The organism is Acinetobacter sp. 22301 (assembly GCF_052045285.1).
Classification (GTDB): domain Bacteria; phylum Pseudomonadota; class Gammaproteobacteria; order Pseudomonadales; family Moraxellaceae; genus Acinetobacter; species Acinetobacter pittii.
In genome coordinates this window covers 221,225-242,546 of sequence record NZ_JBQEOR010000001.1, presented here as the reverse complement: position 1 = coordinate 242,546, position 21,322 = coordinate 221,225, and the positions used below count along the sequence as shown (strand labels likewise).

15 protein-coding genes are annotated in these 21,322 nt (G+C 38.2%); 9 read left to right on the top strand and 6 right to left on the bottom strand.

The genetic code is table 11. From position 1 onward, the window contains the following. Positions 1 to 34 precede the first annotated feature (34 nt). The 9 genes from ACTJJH_RS01125 to accC all read left to right on the top strand — a co-directional run bounded on the left by ACTJJH_RS01125 (position 35) and on the right by accC (position 13,670). Complete coding sequence (locus tag ACTJJH_RS01125; RefSeq protein ID WP_440600780.1) at positions 35 to 1,675, top strand: IucA/IucC family protein; 1,641 nt, start codon at positions 35 to 37, stop codon at positions 1,673 to 1,675. A gap of 3 nt (positions 1,676 to 1,678) precedes the next feature. Further along, positions 1,679 to 2,884 (top strand): MFS transporter, encoded by a 1,206-nt coding sequence (locus tag ACTJJH_RS01120; protein ID WP_005073856.1) that lies wholly within the window; start codon positions 1,679 to 1,681, stop codon positions 2,882 to 2,884. Beyond that, complete coding sequence (locus ACTJJH_RS01115) at positions 2,881 to 6,408, top strand: IucA/IucC family protein (RefSeq protein WP_440600574.1); 3,528 nt, start codon at positions 2,881 to 2,883, stop codon at positions 6,406 to 6,408. Before ACTJJH_RS01120 ends, ACTJJH_RS01115 begins: the two co-directional genes overlap by 4 nt. After that, positions 6,401 to 7,174, top strand: coding sequence for an HpcH/HpaI aldolase family protein (locus ACTJJH_RS01110; RefSeq protein ID WP_060466260.1), 774 nt, complete (start codon positions 6,401 to 6,403; stop codon positions 7,172 to 7,174). The genes ACTJJH_RS01115 and ACTJJH_RS01110 overlap by 8 nt, the downstream gene beginning before the upstream one ends. Before the next feature lie 153 nt (positions 7,175 to 7,327). Further along, positions 7,328 to 9,565 carry a TonB-dependent receptor gene (locus tag ACTJJH_RS01105; RefSeq protein WP_440600573.1) on the top strand — a complete coding sequence of 746 codons (2,238 nt, stop codon included), beginning with the start codon at positions 7,328 to 7,330 and terminating at the stop codon, positions 9,563 to 9,565. 266 nt (positions 9,566 to 9,831) lie between these two features. Then, positions 9,832 to 11,157, top strand: a complete 1,326-nt coding sequence (locus ACTJJH_RS01100; protein ID WP_060466258.1) for a Y-family DNA polymerase — start codon at positions 9,832 to 9,834, stop codon at positions 11,155 to 11,157. A gap of 235 nt (positions 11,158 to 11,392) precedes the next feature. Beyond that, complete coding sequence (gene aroQ, locus ACTJJH_RS01095) at positions 11,393 to 11,848, top strand: type II 3-dehydroquinate dehydratase (RefSeq protein WP_002115614.1); 456 nt, start codon at positions 11,393 to 11,395, stop codon at positions 11,846 to 11,848. 17 nt (positions 11,849 to 11,865) lie between these two features. Further along, entirely contained in the window at positions 11,866 to 12,285 is a 420-nt protein-coding gene (gene accB, locus ACTJJH_RS01090; protein WP_000354611.1) for an acetyl-CoA carboxylase biotin carboxyl carrier protein, read from the top strand. A 17-nt stretch (positions 12,286 to 12,302) separates the two neighbouring features. Beyond that, positions 12,303 to 13,670, top strand: coding sequence for an acetyl-CoA carboxylase biotin carboxylase subunit (accC, locus tag ACTJJH_RS01085; protein ID WP_002115704.1), 1,368 nt, complete (start codon positions 12,303 to 12,305; stop codon positions 13,668 to 13,670). Positions 13,671 to 13,724: 54 nt separating this feature from the next. Here the strand turns inward: accC and ACTJJH_RS01080 are convergent, their stop codons facing one another. The 6 genes from ACTJJH_RS01080 to ACTJJH_RS01055 form a co-directional block, all read right to left on the bottom strand. Next, positions 13,725 to 14,228 carry a hypothetical protein gene (locus ACTJJH_RS01080; protein WP_002115710.1) on the bottom strand — a complete coding sequence of 168 codons (504 nt, stop codon included), beginning with the start codon at positions 14,226 to 14,228 and terminating at the stop codon, positions 13,725 to 13,727. A 155-nt stretch (positions 14,229 to 14,383) separates the two neighbouring features. Further along, the gene (locus ACTJJH_RS01075) at positions 14,384 to 15,550 is read right to left on the bottom strand and encodes an MFS transporter (RefSeq protein ID WP_199985295.1); all 1,167 of its coding nucleotides are present in this window, start codon (positions 15,548 to 15,550) and stop codon (positions 14,384 to 14,386) included. Between the two features lie 548 nt (positions 15,551 to 16,098). Next, complete coding sequence (locus ACTJJH_RS01070) at positions 16,099 to 17,127, bottom strand: Csu type fimbrial protein (RefSeq protein WP_440600572.1); 1,029 nt, start codon at positions 17,125 to 17,127, stop codon at positions 16,099 to 16,101. Continuing rightward, a complete protein-coding gene (locus ACTJJH_RS01065; protein WP_440600779.1) occupies positions 17,118 to 19,526 on the bottom strand; it encodes a fimbria/pilus outer membrane usher protein in 2,409 nt (802 codons plus the stop codon). The genes ACTJJH_RS01070 and ACTJJH_RS01065 overlap by 10 nt, the downstream gene beginning before the upstream one ends. Positions 19,527 to 19,566: 40 nt before the next feature. Beyond that, a complete protein-coding gene (locus ACTJJH_RS01060) occupies positions 19,567 to 20,274 on the bottom strand; it encodes a fimbrial biogenesis chaperone (RefSeq protein WP_284090525.1) in 708 nt (235 codons plus the stop codon). Between the two features lie 83 nt (positions 20,275 to 20,357). Beyond that, positions 20,358 to 20,888 (bottom strand): Csu type fimbrial protein, encoded by a 531-nt coding sequence (locus tag ACTJJH_RS01055; RefSeq protein WP_032055806.1) that lies wholly within the window; start codon positions 20,886 to 20,888, stop codon positions 20,358 to 20,360. Positions 20,889 to 21,322: the final 434 nt, after the last annotated feature.

The window sequence follows — 21,322 nt, the reverse complement described above, 5'->3', positions numbered from 1 at the left end:
AGCACAACTACAAAAAACGATAGATGCACTCTACATGGAGAATTATGGAGATTTTAAAGATTATATTTCCTATAAAAAGCCTTATCTGGCAATTACTCTCAATGATGAGTTGGAACTCTATTTCAGCTGTTTAAAAGTAGATGGTGTAAATCCTTTCTATGTTACCCAACCCGAAGTTTTGCTTCATAACCTTTTGAGCAATAGAACTTCTAAAATTTCTATTTCTGAAGTTTTTAACTATTTAACCCAAGCAACTTGGTGGCCATCTCCACACCATCAAAAAGCGATTAATTATTGGCTAGATAACTTAGTAACGGCTGAAAGAATTCCTCAAATTTTGCAGTCAGCACTTTCATTTTCTTCGCCTTTGATTACTAGTGAATTGCTATCGTTGGTAGCTGATCGTCCATTTCATCCGTTCGCTCACTCAAAAGGTGAACTTGCCCCACTCACAACTCAAAAAGAAATTGAGGTGTACTGGTGGGCATTTAAGAAAGATGACGTGATTAATAATATGAAGTCGATTCCTCACAAAGAGCTTCTGTTATCAGAAGTTGAGGAAAGTCTTATTGCTGACAAAATGGCTCAGCTTTCAGATGATTACTTAGCCCTGCCTTTGTTAGAGACGCAACATCGCTATTTAAAGTTTGAAGAAAATAAGTACGACGGTATTGACCTAAACCATTTCACCACAATTGGTTTACCGACTTCTTCTTTAAGAACTCTTATTCACAACACAAACCCGACTCTGCATTTAAAACTTTCAACCAATGCCAAAACATTAGGTGCAATCCGCTCTATGCCAGGCCGTTATTTAATGAATGGTCATACGGCTTATGATTTTTTAAATGACGTCATTAATGAAACTGCTTTATTAAAAAAACGTCTCTTTTTGAGTAATGAAACACATTGGTGGGTACTAGGTAAACAAGAGCCGATTATAAAAAACTTAGGTGTAATTGGTTGCCAAGTCCGACATTTACCGGACTTTTGCCAAGACAAAAACGTCACGCCAATCACTATGTCAGCTTTAAGCTGTACCTACGTTGACCCTTGGGAAACTTTAGGTATTGAAGGTGACAAATGGTCATTACTAAAAGACTTAAGTGTTCATTTTATTCAAACATTCTTAACCCTTTGGGCAAAAGGCATCATGCCTGAATGTCACGGGCAAAACACCATGGTGTGTTATGAAAATAATAAGTTTAAATGCTTTGTTTTGCGTGACCACGATACCTTAAGAATATGTACCACAGCCATTGAAGAAAGTGGTTTTACACCTCCGGTTTATACCATTGACACGAGTACACCGAACAATCTTATCTTTACTAAAAATGAAGACTTATTTAATTACTTCATTACCTTAGGGATTCAAATTAATCTCTACCCGATTGCTTTAGCTACCTTGAAATATACGGATCGTACAGAAAGCGATTTTTGGGAGATGGTTCAAGACATTATTCAAGATTTTGTAGAAACCCAACCCATTTCAGAACGAACAAAATCTCAAATTCAAACCTATCTTTTTGACAATAAGACTTGGCCATTCAAACAGCTACTTACGCCTTTACTTGCGCAAGAAAGCGACTCAACAGGTATGCCAAGTAAGATCGGAACTACGCCAAATCCTTATCAGAGCTTATCTGTTTCTAGCTATGAGACCATGGATATCTAAATCATGCGCTCATCTCGCCTAGATCATTTCATTATTTTGCTCTGTCAGTTTTTTTCTACTTTCGGGCTCATGGTGCTTATTCCGATCATGCCGCTCTATATGGAAAAACTGACGGCGCATATGAGTGCTCCCACTATCTGGGCAGGTTTGGCACTCGCGGCTCCGGCTATTGGCAGCTTATTTACAGCACCGATTGTTGGCCACCTATCCGACACATTCGGCCATAAAAAAGCCTTGTTACTTTCTCTGGCTGGTTTCTGTATTTCAATACTGCTCATGGCGAGCGCCCAGCATTTATACCTGTTTATTTTCGCGCGAATTTTACTCGGTTTTTGCGGTCTTTCCGTGATTTTAAATGCCTATGTTTCATATCTTTCTAATGAACAACAACGTGGTGCCGCTTTTGGGCAACTACAAAGTAGTGTTGCGCTAGCTTGCCTATGTGGTCCCGTGCTCGGCGGGATATTTATGGATCAATGGCGGGTTGAAGTATTACTCAACGCGACAGCATTTGTTGTGATGACACTCATTGTGATTGCGTCATTTGTATTAACCAATCCCGTTAAAACCGAAACCACAAAAACCAAAGAGAAATCTAAGCTTCCAGCTTTCTTTGATAGAACGATTTTTTCATGGTTAAGCGCCGGCATTTTGGTTCAAGCGGGCGGCTTTGGTTTGGTGTCATGCTTTGTTTTATACATTAGTGAAATAAGCCAAAGCACTCACTCATCGTTATCTGCTGCGAGTTTAACGGGAACAATTCATGCGCTTTCATGGGGAGCAGCATTTATTGCTGCAACCTATTGGGGAAAAAGAAATGATGATAAAGGAGATTCTTTTAATAACTTCATTTACGCATCTTTAATTTGCGGCATCACGATTTTCGCATTGATCTGGGTTTCTAATCTCTGGCTGATTCTTGTATTACGACTCATACAAGGCTTCTGCTTTGCAGCCCTTATTCCTTCGATCTTGCACACAATTTCTCTAAAAGCCGGCGCTCAAAGCCAAGGAAAAGTGATTGGTATTTCTAATAGTGCCTTTGTCTTAGGACAACTTATTGGCCCAATCACGATCACGCTCACCTACTCATTTTTCAATATTACTGCTGCATTAATCTGCACCTCACTATTTTTTATCGGTGCAGGATTAGTGGTGATTTTGAACAGATTCTTAATGGATACAATTTTAGAAGAGGCACAAGAATGAACTCAATTATTACAACCGATGCATGGTCTTATAAACTTTTCGAACAGTACCTGAATACTTTCTTTCGTGAACTCAAAGTAAATCTTGAAAAGCATATTATCCCAGCTCAAGATTCTCCTTTATTCACACTGTATGCAGAGCGCCCAGACACTCTGTATTTTGCTTATACTTTTAATGCATCTAACACGATTGTTTATGGTGCAGTTCAGCATCTATCCACCACTGGTTATCATAGATATCAACGTGGTTTTGTTCTGCAAAATTTAAGCGACAATACATTTGACTCACTCACCGACCCTAAAAAATTAGTGAAGCTGATTACAGATGAATTGAATAGCTTATTTAAAGATAAAAATCAAAATAAGAACCTGTACTCAGATATTGCCAATAGTATCGAAAATACAAAATTCTTTTTAGAAAATAAGCCATCTCAAACAGCATCTAAAGTAGTTAGTGGTTTTCAGGCTACTGAACAAGGCATGTTATATGGGCACCCTTTTCATGTGACTTCTAAAGCCAATTTAGGTTTTTCTAAAGAAGACATGAAAAAGTATAGCCCTGAGTTAGGCGCAAGTTTCCAACTTCATTACTTTGCAATTCATTCTTCTCTAATCCAAAAGCTTGTAAGTGAGGAACAGCCCTCTCATCGTATTGAAGATGAAGTTTTAAAAACTGCAAAAGAACGTTTACAAGAAAACTTAGCAAATTACGAGCTAATGCCAACCCATCCTTGGCAAGCTAATTTCTTACTTCAACATCCATCTTTGAAGAAATATTTAGATAGCCAAGACGTGATCTATCTGGGAGCTTTAGGTCAAACCGTATGGCCAACCTCATCTGTTCGTACAGTGTGGTTACCTCAATCGAATCTATTCTTAAAGCTATCAATTGATGTACGAATTACCAGTTTCATTCGTAATAACCCAATGGATGAAATGGAACGTGCGATTGATGCGAGCAAAATTATTATTAATCATAAGATTAATGAGCAATATCCAGACCTTGTGATTCTGCCGGAGTTAGAGGCAAAAACAGTCAAAATTCCTGAGCTTGAAAGTTCATTTGGCATTATTTATAGAGCTGGCCTCACATCTGAGGTATTAGAAAACACCCGAATGCTGGGCGGCTTGGTTGAAGAAAATGAAAATCATGAAATCCCGCTTTTAAGCTTTATTCAGCAAGCGGCACCCAACCAAAATCTACAATCGAAAGACGCGAAAGACTTCATTACTTTCTGGTTGAAACAGTACGTTAAAGTTTCACTCATTCCATTAATTGAGTTGTTTGCAAATAAAGGTATTAGCGTAGAAGCGCACATGCAAAATAGTTTAATGGAATTTAAAAACGGCTATCCACATCGCCTTATTCTTCGAGACATGGAAGGCATTAGCATTGTTCCAGAAATGATAGAAGATGACTCATCTATTTCTGAAGATAGTACCGTTTGGTTCTCTCAGAAAGATGCGTGGACCTTTTTAAAATATTACCTCGTGATCAATCACATTGCTCATCTCATCAGTGCAATTGCACGAGTTTCCGTGATTGAAGAATCTGAACTTTGGCAAGCCACACGCCTTACGCTCACACAAGAAAATTTTAGCGCCAAAGGCCAGCAATATCGCGATTTATTAATTAATTCACTCACATTACCAATTAAGGCAAATATGTTAAATACGCTCTACCACAGTGGTAGCAATCCTATCTGGATTGAAGTTGAAAACCCTATTTATAAATATCGCGGCGCAGAAGCACTTTGTCCTCTTCAACCAACACAACAAACCAATTATAAAACCCTCGCGGAAAATCGCGTGATGGGCCAATTATTAGAAGCACTCATTTTTGAAAATACTTTTAAATACGAGTTTTCTAAAGGTCAGATCAAGTTTTATGTTTCCGATACCGTTTTTTATACTTGCGTGGCTAAACGACATTTCAGTTTTAAACGAATTAAGTTAAATCCTTCGAGCTTAGTCCGTTCTGATATTACTTTAGATGCTGAAACTCGTCCTAGCTTAAAAACGCTACTTGACGATTTAAAAAATATTATTGAAGCTGACCCAGTTAAATGGCAAAACTTTAATGATGAACTCAATTTAACTTACGTTAAACATGCGCAGACTTTGAGCCAAATACCTGCCCAACCTTTAAGAACTTTGCCTTATTTAGAACAAGAAGCGCGGATTACCAACGCCCATTTATATCACCCGAGTTTTAAGTCTCGTATCGGCTTCGATTTAAAAGAAAACCAGAAATATGCACCCGAGCTTTCTGAAGGTTTTACGGTTCAATGGGTTGCAACTCATAATAGTCTATGCAAACTGGTTTTAAGTGAAACCATTAACTTAGAGCAGCTTTATAAACAGCATTTTTCAGAAAAAGATCTACAAGCCATTAACAATCAATTGAAAGAGCAAAATGTAGATTTTAAAGATTATATCCTCACTCCAATTCACCCGTGGCAGTGGGATAAAATTATTGAATTATATTATCAAGATGCAATCAGCAACCAACTGATCATTCCGTTAGATATTGAAGGTCCGACTTATTTACCGCAACAGTCCATTCGCACATTATCAAATATTAGCGACATCTCAGCGCTTTCTCTTAAATTGGCAATGAACTTGGTCAATACCTCGACCTCTCGTGTATTGGCACCGCATACCGTTCAAAATGCGGCAAAAATGAGTGACTGGCTTTATAACATTATTGAACAAGACCATATTTTAGAAAAACAGCGTAAGCCTGTTATTTTAAGAGAGATCGGCGGTCTTTCAGTGAACCAGCAAATTGCGCTACCTGTTCAATACGGCGCACTGGCTTGCATTTGGCGCGAAAGTATTTACAGCTACTTAAAAGAAGGCGAATCGGCAACGCCAGTAACAGGACTAATGCAACTCGATACAGACCAAAAACCGCTAATCGATGAGTGGATCCAAGAGTATGGTATTGAGTTCTGGTTAGAAAAATTACTTACCAATGCTTATTTACCAATCATGCATATTTTGTGGTGTCACGGTCTCGCTTTAGAGTCACATGCACAAAACATGGTACTAATTCATAAAAATGGCTTACCCGTTAAAGCTGCTTTGAAAGATTTCCATGATGGAATTCGTTTTAGTCGTCATCTTTTACGTGAGCCGAACTTTTTACCCAACTTACAAGATGCGCCAAAAGAGCACGCCAAGATTAACCCGAACTCGTTCTTGGAAACCCACTCTCCAAATGAGTTAAGAGACTTTACTCAAGATGCGCTCTGGTTTGTAAATCTGGCTGAGTTAGCGATTTTCTTAAATGAACATTATGACTTCGATGAAATCAAATTCTGGACCATGTTAAGAACCATCATTAATCAGCATAAAGAAGCTCACCCAGAGTTTAGCGAACGATATGAATTGTTTAACTTTACAGATGACACCATTGATATTGAACAGCTCGCAAGCCGCCGTTTCCTTCCGGAAATTCGCTTAAGAGTACAAACCACGCCGAACCCGCTCAGCCTTATTAAGGAAATTGAATATGAATAAGCATTCGATTTCTTTTAAGAAACGAATAGCAAATGGCGAGACGCTCTACGGAATCTTTTGTTCCGTAGCTTCTCCGATTAATGTCGAGCAAATGGCACTTGCGGGCTACAACTTTATTATTATCGACTTGGAACATACTTTATTTACTACGTCTCAAGTCGAGACGATGATTTTAGCCGCTAGAACCATGAATCTTGATGTCTTTGTGAGGGTGCCGTTAAACGCCAACCATTTAGTTCTACCTCTGCTCGATGCAGGGGTAACGGGTATTGTTTTTCCGCGTATAGAAAATGCTCAGCAAGCACAAGAAGCCGTGAACTATTGTCACTATATGCCGCTTGGGCAAAGAGGTCTCAACTCGACAAGGTTAAATCGATATGGCATGGATGATTTAGCTAGTTTTGTTCAACACGCAGCAAACGAAACGGTTGTCGTTGCCATGATAGAAAGCTTAGAAGGACTAGAACAACTAGATGAAATATTAAAAGTTGAAGGTATTGATATTATTCTAGAAGGTGCTGCCGACCTTTCTCAATCTATGGGAATGCCATGGCAATCTAGCCATCCAAAAGTGAAAGAAAAAGTTCAAGAGATGTATGCAAAGACTAAAAATAGTCAAAAGCATTTCTGTGCTATTCCCCGACAACCTGAAGATATTGCGGCATGGAAACAACAATCCGTTCAGCTTTTTGTACTCGGTGATGACCGCAGCATTATTCGCCGTGCTCATCAAAATCATTTGAATTCTTATAAAGAAATCTCATAAATTTTCAGTTGTGTAGAGCGATGGGTGCACCTTCCTCTACACAACAATTAATAAAAATAAATTTTATTATTTTTTGTCCAACAACGATATTGTGAATTACAATCATTCTCACTTATAATTCGACAAATTTAAAATCACTCTCAGGGCGAGACAATGGGAAATAAGATAAAAAGTCACAAACTTTTTACCAGGAAGTCTGAAGTAAAAAATATCATTCCACTCCTTTCACTTGGTGGGGCCATCTTTCTCTCAAACTCGGCCTTTGCAGCCTCAGCCTCTGAAACAACAGATGTTGAAAAAAAGCCTGAGGCACTTCCTACAATTACAATTACCGCTTCACGTGCAGATGAACTCTCTACCTCTGCCAAACAAGTCACCAAGCTAGATGAAAAACAAATTGAACTTTTAAGAAATGGTTCATCTGGCAGTATTGCAACCGTTTTAGCAAAAGCCGTACCGGGCCTGTCAGATTCAAGCCGAACCATTACCGATTATGGTCAAACTTTACGTGGCCGTAATGCCCTCATCTTGGTTGATGGCGTACCAATGAACCTTACACGTGACACATCACGCGGACTTTCAGCAATTGACCCTGAAAGTATTGCCAACATTGAAGTGATTCGAGGCAGTAACGCAATTTATGGTGGTGGCGCGGCAGGTGGTATTATTTCAATTACCACGAAAGCGGCTGGTGGCGAACCTACAGCAAAAACAGTTGTTGGACTTCAAACACCTTTAACAAATTTCCGTTCTAATGCTTTAAGTGGCGATATTCATCAATATTTCACAGGCAGCTTTAATGCTTTTGACTATGCGCTCGACTTTGGTTATCAGCGTATTGGTAGCCCGTACGATGCAAGTGGTGACCGTGTTGCACCAGAACCAAGTCAGGGCGATTTATATGATTCTGATGGCTATAGTATCGGTGGTAAACTTGGTTATCATATTGATGACAACCAATACCTACAATTCGCTGCAAACTATTATAATGCCGAGCAAGACTCAGATTATGCATCTGACCCAAGTGTGAAAAATGCTCCTGCTGGAACTGTACCAGCGAAAGCAATTAAAGGCTTAAAGCTCAAAGACCAAAATAAAAACGAAAACCAGATCTACAATTTAACTTATAACCATAAAGACTTTTTTGGTAATAAGGTTGATGCACAAATTTATTATCGCGACTTCTTTACCCGTTTTTCACCATTTGATGCACGAAAAAATGCAAATCGTGGAGGACAAGTAGATCAGATCTATCAAGAAAATAATGTACTCGGTAGCCGCTTAACTGTTACTACACCACTTGAGTTTTTAGGTGACACCTCACTGGTTTGGGGTGGTGACTTTAGCCGCGAAAAAAGCGAAATGCCTTTAGATATTTTCGATCAAAAAATTTATGATCAATCTGGTGGCTTAGAGTTTGTAAAAATTGGCAAACTTATTTATTTACCTGAACTCACCACGCAAAGTGTGGGTGGTTTTATACAGTTAAAACACCGCTTTAATGACCAATGGTCAGCAGAAGCTGGTACGCGTTATGAAGACAGCTATGCCCAAATTGATAGCTTTGTTCCATTATCGCAATTAGGTAAGCCCAACCCTTACACCGTTGAGGGCGGGAAAGTGAAAGCTGATGCATGGTTGTACAATGCTAACGTGACTTTCTCTCCAAATGACCAACACTCGATTTATGCATCTTTTAACCAAGGTTTCCAATTACCTGATGTTGGTTTGATTATTCGTAATGCTGGTGAAGGTTTTAACCTTGGTTCGTCATTCTTAGAACCCGTAAAAGTAGATAACTACGAGTTAGGCTGGAAAGGAAACTTCAATAACTTCTCTTCAAGTTTAGCGGTCTTCCACTCCACTTCCGACCTAGGTACTGTGCAATCGTTCAACAATGGTTTAGTACTCGCTAGAACCAAAGAAAAAGTCACTGGTGTTGAAGCAACTTTTGACTATCTTGATGATGCCAATGTTTGGGGAACTGGTGGTAGTGTTACATGGATGAAAGGTCGTGAAAAGCCGCAAAACGGTGCTGAACAAGACATGACAGGCTTCCGTATTCCACCATTAAAAGTCACAGGTTATATTTCCTATAGTCCAACGGAAACTTGGACGAATCGTCTACAAGCTACTTACTTCGGTTCAGAAGATTATCGCTTAAATGGTAAAAATAGTTTTGGTCGCTATGATGTAAAATCTTATACAACAGCAGATTTAATCAGTAGCTTTGCGCTTAACAAAAAAGACACTGTGACGATTGGTTTAGAGAACATGTTTAACCGCAAGTATTATCCTCTATATAGCCAATTATTACGAACTAGCGATAACACTAGCCATTTAGTGGCAAATGGTGCAACGCTTAAAGTTTCTTATAGCCATAAGTGGTAATCAAAAACTGACATTGAATGTGTCACAAAAAGGAGATCCATACGATCTCCTTTTTTATTAAAAATATTAATTCCTTATCTAATTTTTCCATTATTAACCTGAGGCAAACCCACAGAACCACCCTAGCATTCTGCTAAAAATTTTGTTAACTTGATTTTGTTACATATTCAAGATGCAACTTTTTCATCCAACACTTCCTCTCACTGTGTTTATGAAAACAATATCAATATGTAGTTTTACCAATATTTTTAATGGGGCAAATCATAATGGAAATCTCACACCGCGAAATTTACGCGCTCGTAGACATTAATAATTGTTATGTGAGTTGTGAGCGACTATTTAATCCCAAACTTATTGACCTACCAGTTGTAGTACTTTCTAATAACGACGGATGTGTTGTATCACGTAGTGAAGAAGCAAAAAATATGGGTATCAAAATGGGTATTCCATGGTATCAAATCGAACAAGAAGCTCTTCAAGCAGGTGTACACGTCTATTCAAGCAACTACACTTTGTATGCTGAAATGTCACGTCGCTTTTTTTCAGTTCTTGGTGAGTTTTTCTCGCCCGATGATTTAGAAGCTTATTCTATAGATGAATGTTTTATTCGCCTTACCCCTTACCTTCAATCTCTAGATATTCATTCTTATTGTGTCAAAGTCGTAGAAACCTTAGAAGAATGGTTAAGCTTACCCTGTTGTATTGGCATCGGATATTCAAAAACTCAAGCAAAATTAGCCAATCACTATGCTAAAAAAATTAGAAGCTTTAATAGAATTTGTAATTTCACCACTTTAGATCCTCTGCTTCTTGAAGACCTCATGCAACACACTTCAGTCAAAGAAGTCTGGGGAATTGGCTATCAATTAGTCAAACAATTACGGAGTTATGAGATTTATTCATGCTTAGACTTAACTTTTGCCAATGAGCATCATCTAGCAAAAGCTTTTTCTGTGGTTATGGCGCGTACCATTCGTGAGCTAAAAGGCCAATCCTGTATTCAACTCGACGATCCTGCAATTGTCACCAAACGAATTTTAGCATCACGTAGTTTTGCTCAAGCTTTGTCCAGCATTGAAATTATTAAGCAAGCACTTATTTTTCATCTCAACCGTGCTCATCGCCGTTTAATGAAACAAGAACAGCTCTGTGCCTGCGTTCAAGTCTTGCTTTATGAAAAAATAGATAAACCACCTTATAAAAAAGCATCTTCTCAAGCGATAGGCTTAAATTATGCAACAGATGATTTATGCATATTAACAAAAGCAGCCATGCAGCAAATTGATGTTTTATATAAAGAAAATAAAAAATATATAAAGATTGGAGTTTTATTTTGTGGTTTGCATCCTCGTCAACATCACATTGATGATTTATGGCAACCTCTTGAGTTGATTCAGCAAAGACAACAATTAATGCAAACGCTCAGCACAGTTCGTAACCGATTTGGCAGTCACTATTTACAAGTCGGTTATCATTCCCGTAATCCATCTTGGCACATGAAACAATGTCACCGTTCAAAAAATTATCTAACTCGATGGAATGAGCTATTAGTGATTGGAGAGAACTCTATAGCCGTTACACAAAATACATGAACTGTTTTTGTCAATTCAGTTTAAAATAAGCTCCATTAAATTACTTGAAATTTTGTCATTTTTTAACATTGCTAAATCATCGCAAAATTTACAATATATAAGCCGAATTTGGTATACCCTTTCTGCGACGATGAAAACAAATTATAAAAAAATTGTAGAAACATATGCCATAATAAGCAAACTTTGCAGACATCTTGCAAAGAATATTTGCAACTTTAGAGCTGGAGCAATCTGAATGAGTTCGACCATTTTGGTGATTCATGGACCGAATTTGAATTTGCTGGGAAAACGCGAACCAGAAGTATATGGTCATCTTACCTTAGATGATATTAACCAACAACTTATTAGCCAAGCTCAACAAGCTTCAATCACATTAGATACTTTTCAAAGCAACTGGGAAGGTGCCATTGTTGATCGTATTCATCAGGCACAAACTGAAGGCGTAAAACTTATTATTATTAACCCTGCTGCTCTCACCCACACTTCAGTTGCTCTACGTGATGCCCTACTTGGCGTTGCGATTCCATTCATTGAAGTTCATTTGTCGAATGTCCATGCAAGAGAGGCATTCAGACATCATTCTTATTTATCTGATAAAGCAATTGGCGTGATTTGTGGTCTAGGTGCAAAAGGCTATCGTTTTGCGCTCGATTACGCTATTGAAAAAATTCAACCATCTAACCCAAACTAGTTTAGGAATAGTCGCCCATGGATATCCGCAAAATTAAGAAACTCATCGATTTAATGATTGAGTCTGACTTGCAAGCGATCGAAGTTAAAGAAGGTGATCAATCAATCGCTTTAACTCGTCGCAATCCTGTCGTTGCTGCGGCTGGTGTAGCACTTCCGGCTGCTCCTGTTGCAGAAGCACCAGTTGCAAAAACACCGCGTGGAGCAGTTGAAACTTCTCCAATGGTTGGCGTGTTCTACGCTGCTCCAAGCCCAGGCGAAGCACCATTTGTTAAAGTAGGTCAAACAGTATCTGCTGGTGAAACTTTGGGTATTATTGAAGCAATGAAAATCATGAACCCAATTGAAGCAACTCAAAGCGGCGTGATTGAAGAAATTTTAGTGAAAAATGGTGAAGTTATCCAATTCGGTCAACCTTTATTCCGTTATCGCGCGTAATTACCCCGGGGACGTCTATGTTGCAAAAAGTTTTAATTGCAAACCGTGGTGAAATCGCTTTACGTATTACCCGGGCTTGTAAAACATTAGGAATCAAGACTGTTGGTATCTATTCAGATGCCGACAAGGATTTGATGCATTTACGTTTTGTTGATGAAGCAGTATGTATTGGTCCGGGCGCAAGTAGTGATAGCTATTTAAATATCCCGGCAATTATTACTGCTGCAGAAATTACCGGTGCTGATGCTATTCACCCGGGTTATGGTTTCCTTTCAGAAAATGCTGAGTTTGCTGAAATTGTAGAAAGTTCAGGCTTTACTTTTATTGGTCCACGTCCAGAACATATCCGCCTTATGGGGAATAAGGTTTCTGCGATTGTTGCCATGAAAAAAGCTGGCGTACCTACTGTACCAGGTTGCGACCATGCAGTAACTATCCACAATGCCTTAGCAGAAGCGAAAGAAATCGGCTTCCCGCTTATTGTTAAAGCGGCTTCTGGTGGTGGTGGTCGTGGTATGCGTATTGTTGAGCGTGTAGATACACTACTTGAATCAGTTCAAGCAGCGCAGCGCGATGCAGAAATGTGGTTCGGTGATGATACCGTTTACATGGAACGCTTCTTACAAAAACCTCGCCATGTCGAAGTTCAAGTTCTTGGTGATGGTAATGGTCATGCAATTCATTTATATGACCGCGACTGTTCATTACAACGCCGCCATCAAAAAGTACTAGAAGAAGCACCTGCACCAAACCTACCAGAGCAAGCTCGAGCTGATATTTTAGAAGCCTGTGTTCATGCGTGTCAGTTGATGCAGTATCGTGGTGCTGGTACGTTTGAATTCTTATTTGAAGACGGTGAATTCTTCTTCATTGAAATGAATACTCGTGTTCAGGTTGAGCACCCTGTAACTGAAATGGTTACTGGTGTCGATATTATTGAACAACAGTTACGCATTGCTGGTGGCCTAGGACTAGAGCTTCAACAAGAAGATATCAAAGTTCAAGGACATGCAATTGAATGCCGTATCAATGCAGAAGATCCTACAACCTTCTTACCTTCACCAGGTAAAATTGAAAGTTTCTATGCGCCAGGCGGCGCTGGTATTCGTTTAGATTCTCATATCTACCCAGAATACAGCATTCCACCTTACTATGACTCTATGATTGCTAAATTGATTTCTCATGGTAAAGACCGTGAAACTTCAATTGCTCGTATGCGTCAAGCGCTAGATGAAATGATCCTTACGGGAATTAAAACAAATATTCCTCTACATAAAGATCTTATTTTGCAAGATAAGAGTTTCTGCTCTCAAGCAATGGATATCCATTACCTTGAAAAACACTTGTTAAAGCAAGTCGAAGAAAAGAAAGCTGAAACTGCATAATATACTTCATAGAAAAAAGCCTCTTAAATAAGAGGCTTTTTTATATCTATAATTTTATGGTAATACCCGACGTAAAGTCGCAAAGCACTGCTCACCCTTAGCCGTTGAACAGAAATTGATTGTATGGTCGTTTTTCCATTGTACAAAATATTGTGAGACATCACCTGTTTGGTCTTGCTTCTGACCAGAGCAATCTACTTTATTATTATCAAATTTAATTTGCATTACTAAAGCGGCTAGCTGCTCTTTAGGGTCATCAGATGGTTGATATTCATAAATACCATAAGACCATTCCTGACCGCTTTTGATCACTACATCATTACTACTACGAAAGTTATAATATTCCACACATTTCTTATTATTTGGAATTTCCATTCCCCACAATCCCATAATTTCAGGGCGCGTAACAATACGTATAGCATTAGGATTACTTGCAGTCCGAACGGGTTGTTCAGCTGGCTGTTGAGTAGCCGTTTCTGCCACAGCTAAACCAGAACAAGCCCACAATAATCCAATAATATAAATATTTTTCATAGATTTATTAATCATTAAACGCATGAAGTTAAGTTAGCATATTTTTTGACAAAATCACTGCTCCATAACCATATAAAAACAATATTTTTCAACTGTAACGTGTCACAACAAGTCATCAAACAATTTTATATTTACTTGCTTTTTTCTATATAAATTCTTTGTTTTGCATTATCTCAAGCTTAGGTAGTTGAAGAATCGACTTGTTTCGGAAGCCACTTTACAAAGCACAAACCTAAGAGCACAACCACGCTGGCACACATAAAGATGAGTTCACCAGAAAGAATTTTCCAGAAATGCCCAGCCAGAACACTACCAAAAGCTACACCTAACCCCCACATGGTACTATAAAGTGCTTGTCCACGCCCTTGCTGTCCAGCAGAGAAGTTTTGAAAAATAACTCTCATTGCGATCAAGTGAAATAAACCAAAACTAAAGGCATGTAAGCACTGCGCAAAAAGTTGACCAATAAAATAATGTGAAAATACTGCAACTAGCATCCAACGTATGCTCGTCACTAGCAGACACACTATCACTAAACTGCGCCACGAAAAACGTTGAAAAATCTTTGAGGCAATTGAAAACATAAAAATTTCAGCAAAAACGCCCATGGCCCATAAAAATCCAATTTCAGTCGTACTGAAATTCAAAGATTTCAGAAAATTACTATAAAAACTATAAAAAGGCGCATGTGAAAAAAGTAGAATAAATTCAATTGCAAAAAATGCAGCCACTGTTGGGCGCTTAAGAACAGGAAGTAAAGGTTCTAAATATTTTTGGGAAGTAGGCGCGCTATCAGGTTCGCGGATTGTGAAAGACCAAATAAACGCTAGAGACGCGATAATTAATAGTAAAATTGGGAGCATTGAAATATGCACTATTTCTAAAATAGCCCCAATAGTGAATACCCCAACAATAAACCCAACCGATCCCCACTTACGAATTTTGCCGTAAAGTTTAGCTTTTTGATCACCCAACCAAAATAAAGTGACTCCCTCAAATTGAGCTAAAATCGCATTTTGAAAGAAACTAAAAATAAGCATAAGCAAAGCAACTGATTGAAAAGTATTTGGCACTATAAAAATAGCCAACCATATACATGACTCCATCCAAGTTGCTATCCGAACAAGCAACATCCGCTTACCAGATTTATCAGCAATCCAACCCCAAACTAAAGGCGCAAAAAAACGAGTTACAATCGCAATTGATGATAAAACACCAATTTCTTGATAATTAAACCCCTGATCTTGAAGATATAAATTCCAATACGGCATGAATGTACCCACAATGGAATAGTAGAAAAAGTAGAATCCACCGAGTCGAGTTTGGATAGTAAGTGGTTGAAACAATTTATAAACCTTTGTATTTTCATGAAGTTAAAATTCGGGATAGCTGTCACGCATGTAGCCATTTGTCTTTAGTACTACTAAGCATCCACAAATTTCGATTCGTAGATTCACCGAATAAAATACAATTAAACATATCAGAGCATCTCAGCCTTTCAATTTTAACACTTTGTTTTCCAATACAAATCATTAAATTATTGAGAATCGACTTATCTCTATAAGTATTTTTTATTGATAAGAAAGAATAAATAAAGCAAAGAGAACTGTAATTTAATTTGTACAATCTGTTAACTTGTGTAAAAATACATTTAATATTCATAAGGTATATATTTATCAGATGTTTTTTCTTATTTTTTTAATTTGTCTTTTTCTGTTTTTACTCATCCTAAAACAACATTACCGCTAACCACTTATCACCCCTACTTTTTTAAAACCTAGCTGCTTCTTTTAAATTAGAACAATTAAACACCAAATTTATAGACCACTTTTTAAATGCTAAGTGTTCAACTCAAATCCTAAAAATATACTCAACATAAAATTCCAATAAATTCTTAATAAGTTACTGTAACAACTATCGCATCTGAGTAATTACCCGGAGCTGTTGAAATAGTGGTACCTTGCGGAATTTTTCCATAGACATTTGTACCCTGAGAATTGCCCGAACCTGTTTTAGAAACACCTCCAGAACCTCCAACTGCGCTTACACCACCAGTAGTATCCCATACCGCGCTATAATTCGAGTTCTGATATAACTGATACGGGATGTATTGACCACTACCATTTGTCATCTGCCTAAAGCCACCAGCAATACGGTTATTCCCATCCCCCAAATAAATACTATATGGCAGTCCATTATTACAGGTCGTATTTACCACTCCTTGAGCTGTATAATCACGAGTAGTCTTACCAATATCATTAATATTTCCAAAATCGACATTTGATGTTGAATCTATTTGACACAAACTTGGCACAACATAATTAGCAGTTATAGTGGTATTACCCGAGTCCCAACCTCCACCACTATCGCCCTCACACACAGTGCTAGAGCTTGCTTGCATGTCCCAAAATAGCTGAACCGTACCAGTATAAGCTCCTTTAGGATATGCCATGAGCGACCCTGTACGAGCTGGTACTTTTATATTTACAGAGTAACTAATAACATTATTTGAAGCGACTGTTCTTACTGGACCATACCAGATATTCGAATTTTGATTAGTGGTAGAAGATCCTGCTCCACCTACAGTTGCTGTGACGGTGTAAGGTAATGAAACATTATTATTACTACTCGTTGTTCCAGTAAAGACGGTTTTCATACACATATAACCTGAAATTTCTGGTGTTGAACGTCCCCCATAACAACGTATTGTTCCCGTGTATGTCAGAACTGCATCATTGTTAATTGTTGCGGCAGTGTATGTGTATGTACCAGAAGTTGTCCCTGTAGGTGTGCAAGTTGCATAGGCAGAGTTAAAAAATGTAAAGATCAGGCATAGCAAGCTCATTCCCAAAAAATATTTCAGGATAAATGAAAGACCTTTAAAAGTTGTCGGCTGGTTAAAGCTAGCAATATTTATCGACATACATAAGGCCCCAATTTTTTAGCACTGAATTGCTTATTTTCATACGCAAAATCAACTTGGCATGAGCCATGATCTAGAAGATCGACTTCAAGTTTGTTTTGTTTCAATAGGTTTGGAATAAATACTTCACCGTCATAACCAACCACTCCATCTTGCTGACCATTAATTCGAACGGCATAACCTGGCATTAACGGTGAGTTGTTTTGATCAACCAGTTTCACTAATCTAGAAATGACCTGATGAGCACCGAAGTCGACCAAAGTTCCTTGACGGTAACCCACAAACGCTGTCTGATTCGTAGAGCTAACTTCCCACTCTAAAGGTAAATATGATGGGTCTAGGTAGATATGATGAGACATGTAGGGTCTTAAATTTGCAATTAAGAATCGGCCAGACTTATCGGTCGCACCTAAATTAACACCACCATTTATAATTTGGCTTTGTGGCCCAGCATTGGTCACAACTGCGTAGCCGTCTCCAATTTCATTAGCCGCAAAGATACGTCCCGCCGCCGCAACCAATGATCCTGTCGCCGAAAGTGCAACCTGATCATTATCTCCAAATCGGTTATAGCGTCCTGTCAGGTAAGCAGCACGGGCACGGTAAGAGGCATAAATCGAGGCATTATTTTCATGTGCATCCTGATCGCGCTCAACATAACCACCCCAGCCAAATGAACCAATTTGCGGTGCTGATAATCCGAATATTTCTTGGCGATACCGTAGGCTACCGCTGTCACTAGATACACTCGTGATCGCATTCACTTTACTTGACGGTGTATATCTCAGCGCAAAGTAAATACCATAGTCCTTATGGTTTTCATAATCTTTATAAGCTGACGCATAAAAGCCCCAGTTCTTGTCCAGACTTCCACTTAAATTGGTAGACAGTAACTTGTAAGAGTTGTCGCTATATTTGATCTGGTTATAACCTAGATAAACCCCATAGCCTGCATAAAAGTTATAGTTAATCCCTGCCCTAAAAATCTCATCTGCCAGTGCGCTGTAGTTCAGGTAGTTCTGTGACTCGGGATTAATCTGGTTATCTTTTAAATATCTAACTTGAGACACACGGGCTAGGTCAAAATAGTTATCAAATACTTTGCGGTAACTGGTGTTAAATGAAATATTTTTACTGATGCGACCTTCTAAACCCAGCAAGGCAGAATAACCGTTTTCATCTTTATATTGGCTCGCTGCAATGTCGGCATTGATCACGCCAATACCCAAAATATTTTTGGCAAATCCTGTGCCTAGGTTCGATAACCCATCTGTTGAAGCTTCTGCACCACCGCTTAAGGTCAGAGAGTTACTGTAACCGTATCGGACCGCACCTGATGCAAAGGTGGCATCGTCATAATCATTTGAATAGAGTCCATAGTTATAACGCGGACCCCCCACATCTACTGAAAACTCATTTATACCTTTTGCCAGAATCTTGGATGAAAAATAGTACGGCTTTTTGGTAATGCTCTGCTGTCCCGTTGCATCGGTAGTCACAAGGGTGACTTCATTTCCTGAAATAAACGGAAGCTGTTTAATATCAAAGGGACCAGATGGCACTAACCCTGAATAAATCTTTTGCTGGTTGACGTATAAATCCAGTGTTGAAGGCAATGCTGCCGAGCCGGAGAATTGCGGGAGTGCCGAAGTGACAATATCCCCGCGTTGGCTATAAGCACTCGACCACTGAAAACCAGCAAGACGGACACTGCTTCCCCAGTCTGGGCTATTAGAAATAAAGTCTCCTAGGGTATATATCCTGATCTTCTCAGGGTCAACATATTGCCACTTACTTTCTAGGCGTACCCACTTTTCATGGCTATAGCTAGTTTCATTACTACCGTTATATAAAACCCCTGAAGAAAAGTTACCAATTGCACTGTTAAAAATACCCTCAGCTGTACCTGAGAAAACGTTCTCGTCATTGGTTATGGTGTTATACAGACTGTAGTTCAAAATAGCCGCGTTTAAGGGTTTCATCTTTAACAAATTCGGGCTAGTGATCTGCTGACCATTGAGGTCCACTGCATAGCCTGTCAACATATCCGATGGAACATTTAGGTTTAGGGACTGCTCATTCTCTAAATATTTAAACTGGATTCCGTTTAAATCATTAATACACACCCACTGGTTATCTGAGATATGTTCATCCATTTTTAATCTTAAAGTTTTTAAATCACGAGAGCGGATATGTAATTTTCTATCTTGATCCTGCCGTACCGATATTAAATCTTTAGAAATATTTGAGTTAGCAGAAATATTTAAAAATAGCTGTATATATCCCTGATCAGAACCAAAGGCCTGATGAGAAGAAGTCGGAACTTCCGGAATACTTGGTAAGACAGCATTAGTACTATCTTGTAATGATTCAGCAGCAGCATGAATCGGTAAGTACATAACACATAAGGCACTTACGATATATTTCATATGTGCCTCTTTAAAGAGATGTTTGCTTACCGTTAATATTTAATGAAATATTATATTTATGATCTGCTTGAAATTTAAAATCAGGACTAATATTATATTTTCTCGATTTCCCAGCAAGAATATAACCATTCACGGTGTTTACTTTAATGGGATAGCTTTTATTTGCTGTTGTATCCACAAGTATTAAGTTATTTAAAAGCGCATGTCGATTACCAACATTACTTATGGTGAGATAAGCATTATTTTGTTCTTGTTGTATTGACCAATTCAGTTTAGTAATCGCATCTTTATTGACGACAAATACAGGTAATGACGAACGTAGTAGTACGTTAACCCCTTGATCAGCTTTACGACTATCAATCGGTTTTGGTAACTCATCAATAATAATACGATAAGTTTTTTCACCAGAAACAGGTTCTGGGTTAATTCTAACTACACGTAAGTTATAAGAGTCACTAGGTTGTAGTTTTAGAAATGGTGGACTAATTACAATCTCATCCGTAGGGATTAACTGATCTTGACCAGCATTTTGTCTCCACTCAAATACACGCACCTGCAAATCAGCGCTTTCATTTGACTGATTATATAAACTAATGGAAGATGCAGCCTGATCACTCAATATTTCAACACTAACAGGTGAAAGGCGGATTGATGCTGCATTTAGCATACTAGGCAAAGATAACAATAAACTTGTCACAACAAAGATATTTTTTTTCATGATTTGCCCAGAACTACTTTTCTCAAACTGAGCTAGCTCCTTTAAAAAAGAGCTAGCAATGACGCAATAAAACTTATTAAAAATTAATAAGTCACTGTTACAGTCACAGTGTCAACATAGCTACCTGCACTTGGTAAAGTTGAGCCAGCAGGAATACGACCATAGACGTTAACTGTTTGTGCTGCACCAGTACCAGTACCGCTATATGCAGTTGTTGCAACACCAATTGCTGTTGCACGGTTAGTATCTGAGAAAAGGTTGTAAGGAATGTATTCGTTGCTAGCCGCCCCACCAATCATACGACGTTGTGTCGATTGAGCATTTTTCCCTGCGTCAAAAGCCAAAGTCCATGGCACAGTATTGTTACATAACACTTTAATTGCAGTCCCACCTGTTGTTGTGGTGTCTGCATCTACGTTGCTTGCAAGCGAACTTAACGTACCAAAGTCTAAAATTGCATTTGACGTAGTACCTGTTGCAGAAGTGTTGAGAACACAACTGTTTGTAATCGTTGCTTTAACAGTTAGTGTACCGGTTGCGTTAGCTGCATTTGCAACATTGATAGACGTTAAACCCATAGCAATTGCTGATAAACAAATGAGAGACTTATTCATGGTTAAAAACCTTTTTACATTACGACAATAAAATTAATAGATGTAAAAATTAGCCTTCCCCATCACAATCACTAGTTCTTCTGACTGTTTTTTCAAAGCGTTATTTTTTTACTCTACTAGTTGCGCATAATACAAAAAAACAACAAAAATACTAATGTTTGTTTCATTCCAAATATCAATTAATAATCAAAATTTTGATTGATTTCTCAATTATAAATTTTTTATGGTTAGCCCCACTCTTTTTATTAATTTTCGATAATTTCATTTACATTTTTATTAGTTTTTCTAAAAAATTTTAATTTTTCATTAGTTAAAATTTACCATCACCATTCATATTTTATAATTTTTTAAAGTTTGGTCAAAAAAAATGAGAATAAAAAGTAAGCATCTGATTATTCTATATATTTTAAATGAATAAGAAAATAATACTTTAT

Coding starts and splice junctions, on each gene's coding strand:
- ACTJJH_RS01125 (WP_440600780.1), top strand. CDS start 35: ATGGAGAATTATGGAGATTTTAAAGATTATATTTCCTATAAAAAGCCT.
- ACTJJH_RS01115 (WP_440600574.1), top strand. CDS start 2,881: ATGAACTCAATTATTACAACCGATGCATGGTCTTATAAACTTTTCGAA.
- ACTJJH_RS01060 (WP_284090525.1), bottom strand. CDS start 20,274: ATGAAAAAAAATATCTTTGTTGTGACAAGTTTATTGTTATCTTTGCCT.
- ACTJJH_RS01070 (WP_440600572.1), bottom strand. CDS start 17,127: ATGTCGATAAATATTGCTAGCTTTAACCAGCCGACAACTTTTAAAGGT.
- ACTJJH_RS01105 (WP_440600573.1), top strand. CDS start 7,328: ATGGGAAATAAGATAAAAAGTCACAAACTTTTTACCAGGAAGTCTGAA.
- ACTJJH_RS01055 (WP_032055806.1), bottom strand. CDS start 20,888: ATGAATAAGTCTCTCATTTGTTTATCAGCAATTGCTATGGGTTTAACG.
- ACTJJH_RS01065 (WP_440600779.1), bottom strand. CDS start 19,526: ATGTACTTACCGATTCATGCTGCTGCTGAATCATTACAAGATAGTACT.
- aroQ (WP_002115614.1), top strand. CDS start 11,393: ATGAGTTCGACCATTTTGGTGATTCATGGACCGAATTTGAATTTGCTG.
- ACTJJH_RS01110 (WP_060466260.1), top strand. CDS start 6,401: ATGAATAAGCATTCGATTTCTTTTAAGAAACGAATAGCAAATGGCGAG.
- ACTJJH_RS01080 (WP_002115710.1), bottom strand. CDS start 14,228: ATGCGTTTAATGATTAATAAATCTATGAAAAATATTTATATTATTGGA.
- accC (WP_002115704.1), top strand. CDS start 12,303: ATGTTGCAAAAAGTTTTAATTGCAAACCGTGGTGAAATCGCTTTACGT.
- ACTJJH_RS01100 (WP_060466258.1), top strand. CDS start 9,832: ATGGAAATCTCACACCGCGAAATTTACGCGCTCGTAGACATTAATAAT.
- ACTJJH_RS01120 (WP_005073856.1), top strand. CDS start 1,679: ATGCGCTCATCTCGCCTAGATCATTTCATTATTTTGCTCTGTCAGTTT.
- accB (WP_000354611.1), top strand. CDS start 11,866: ATGGATATCCGCAAAATTAAGAAACTCATCGATTTAATGATTGAGTCT.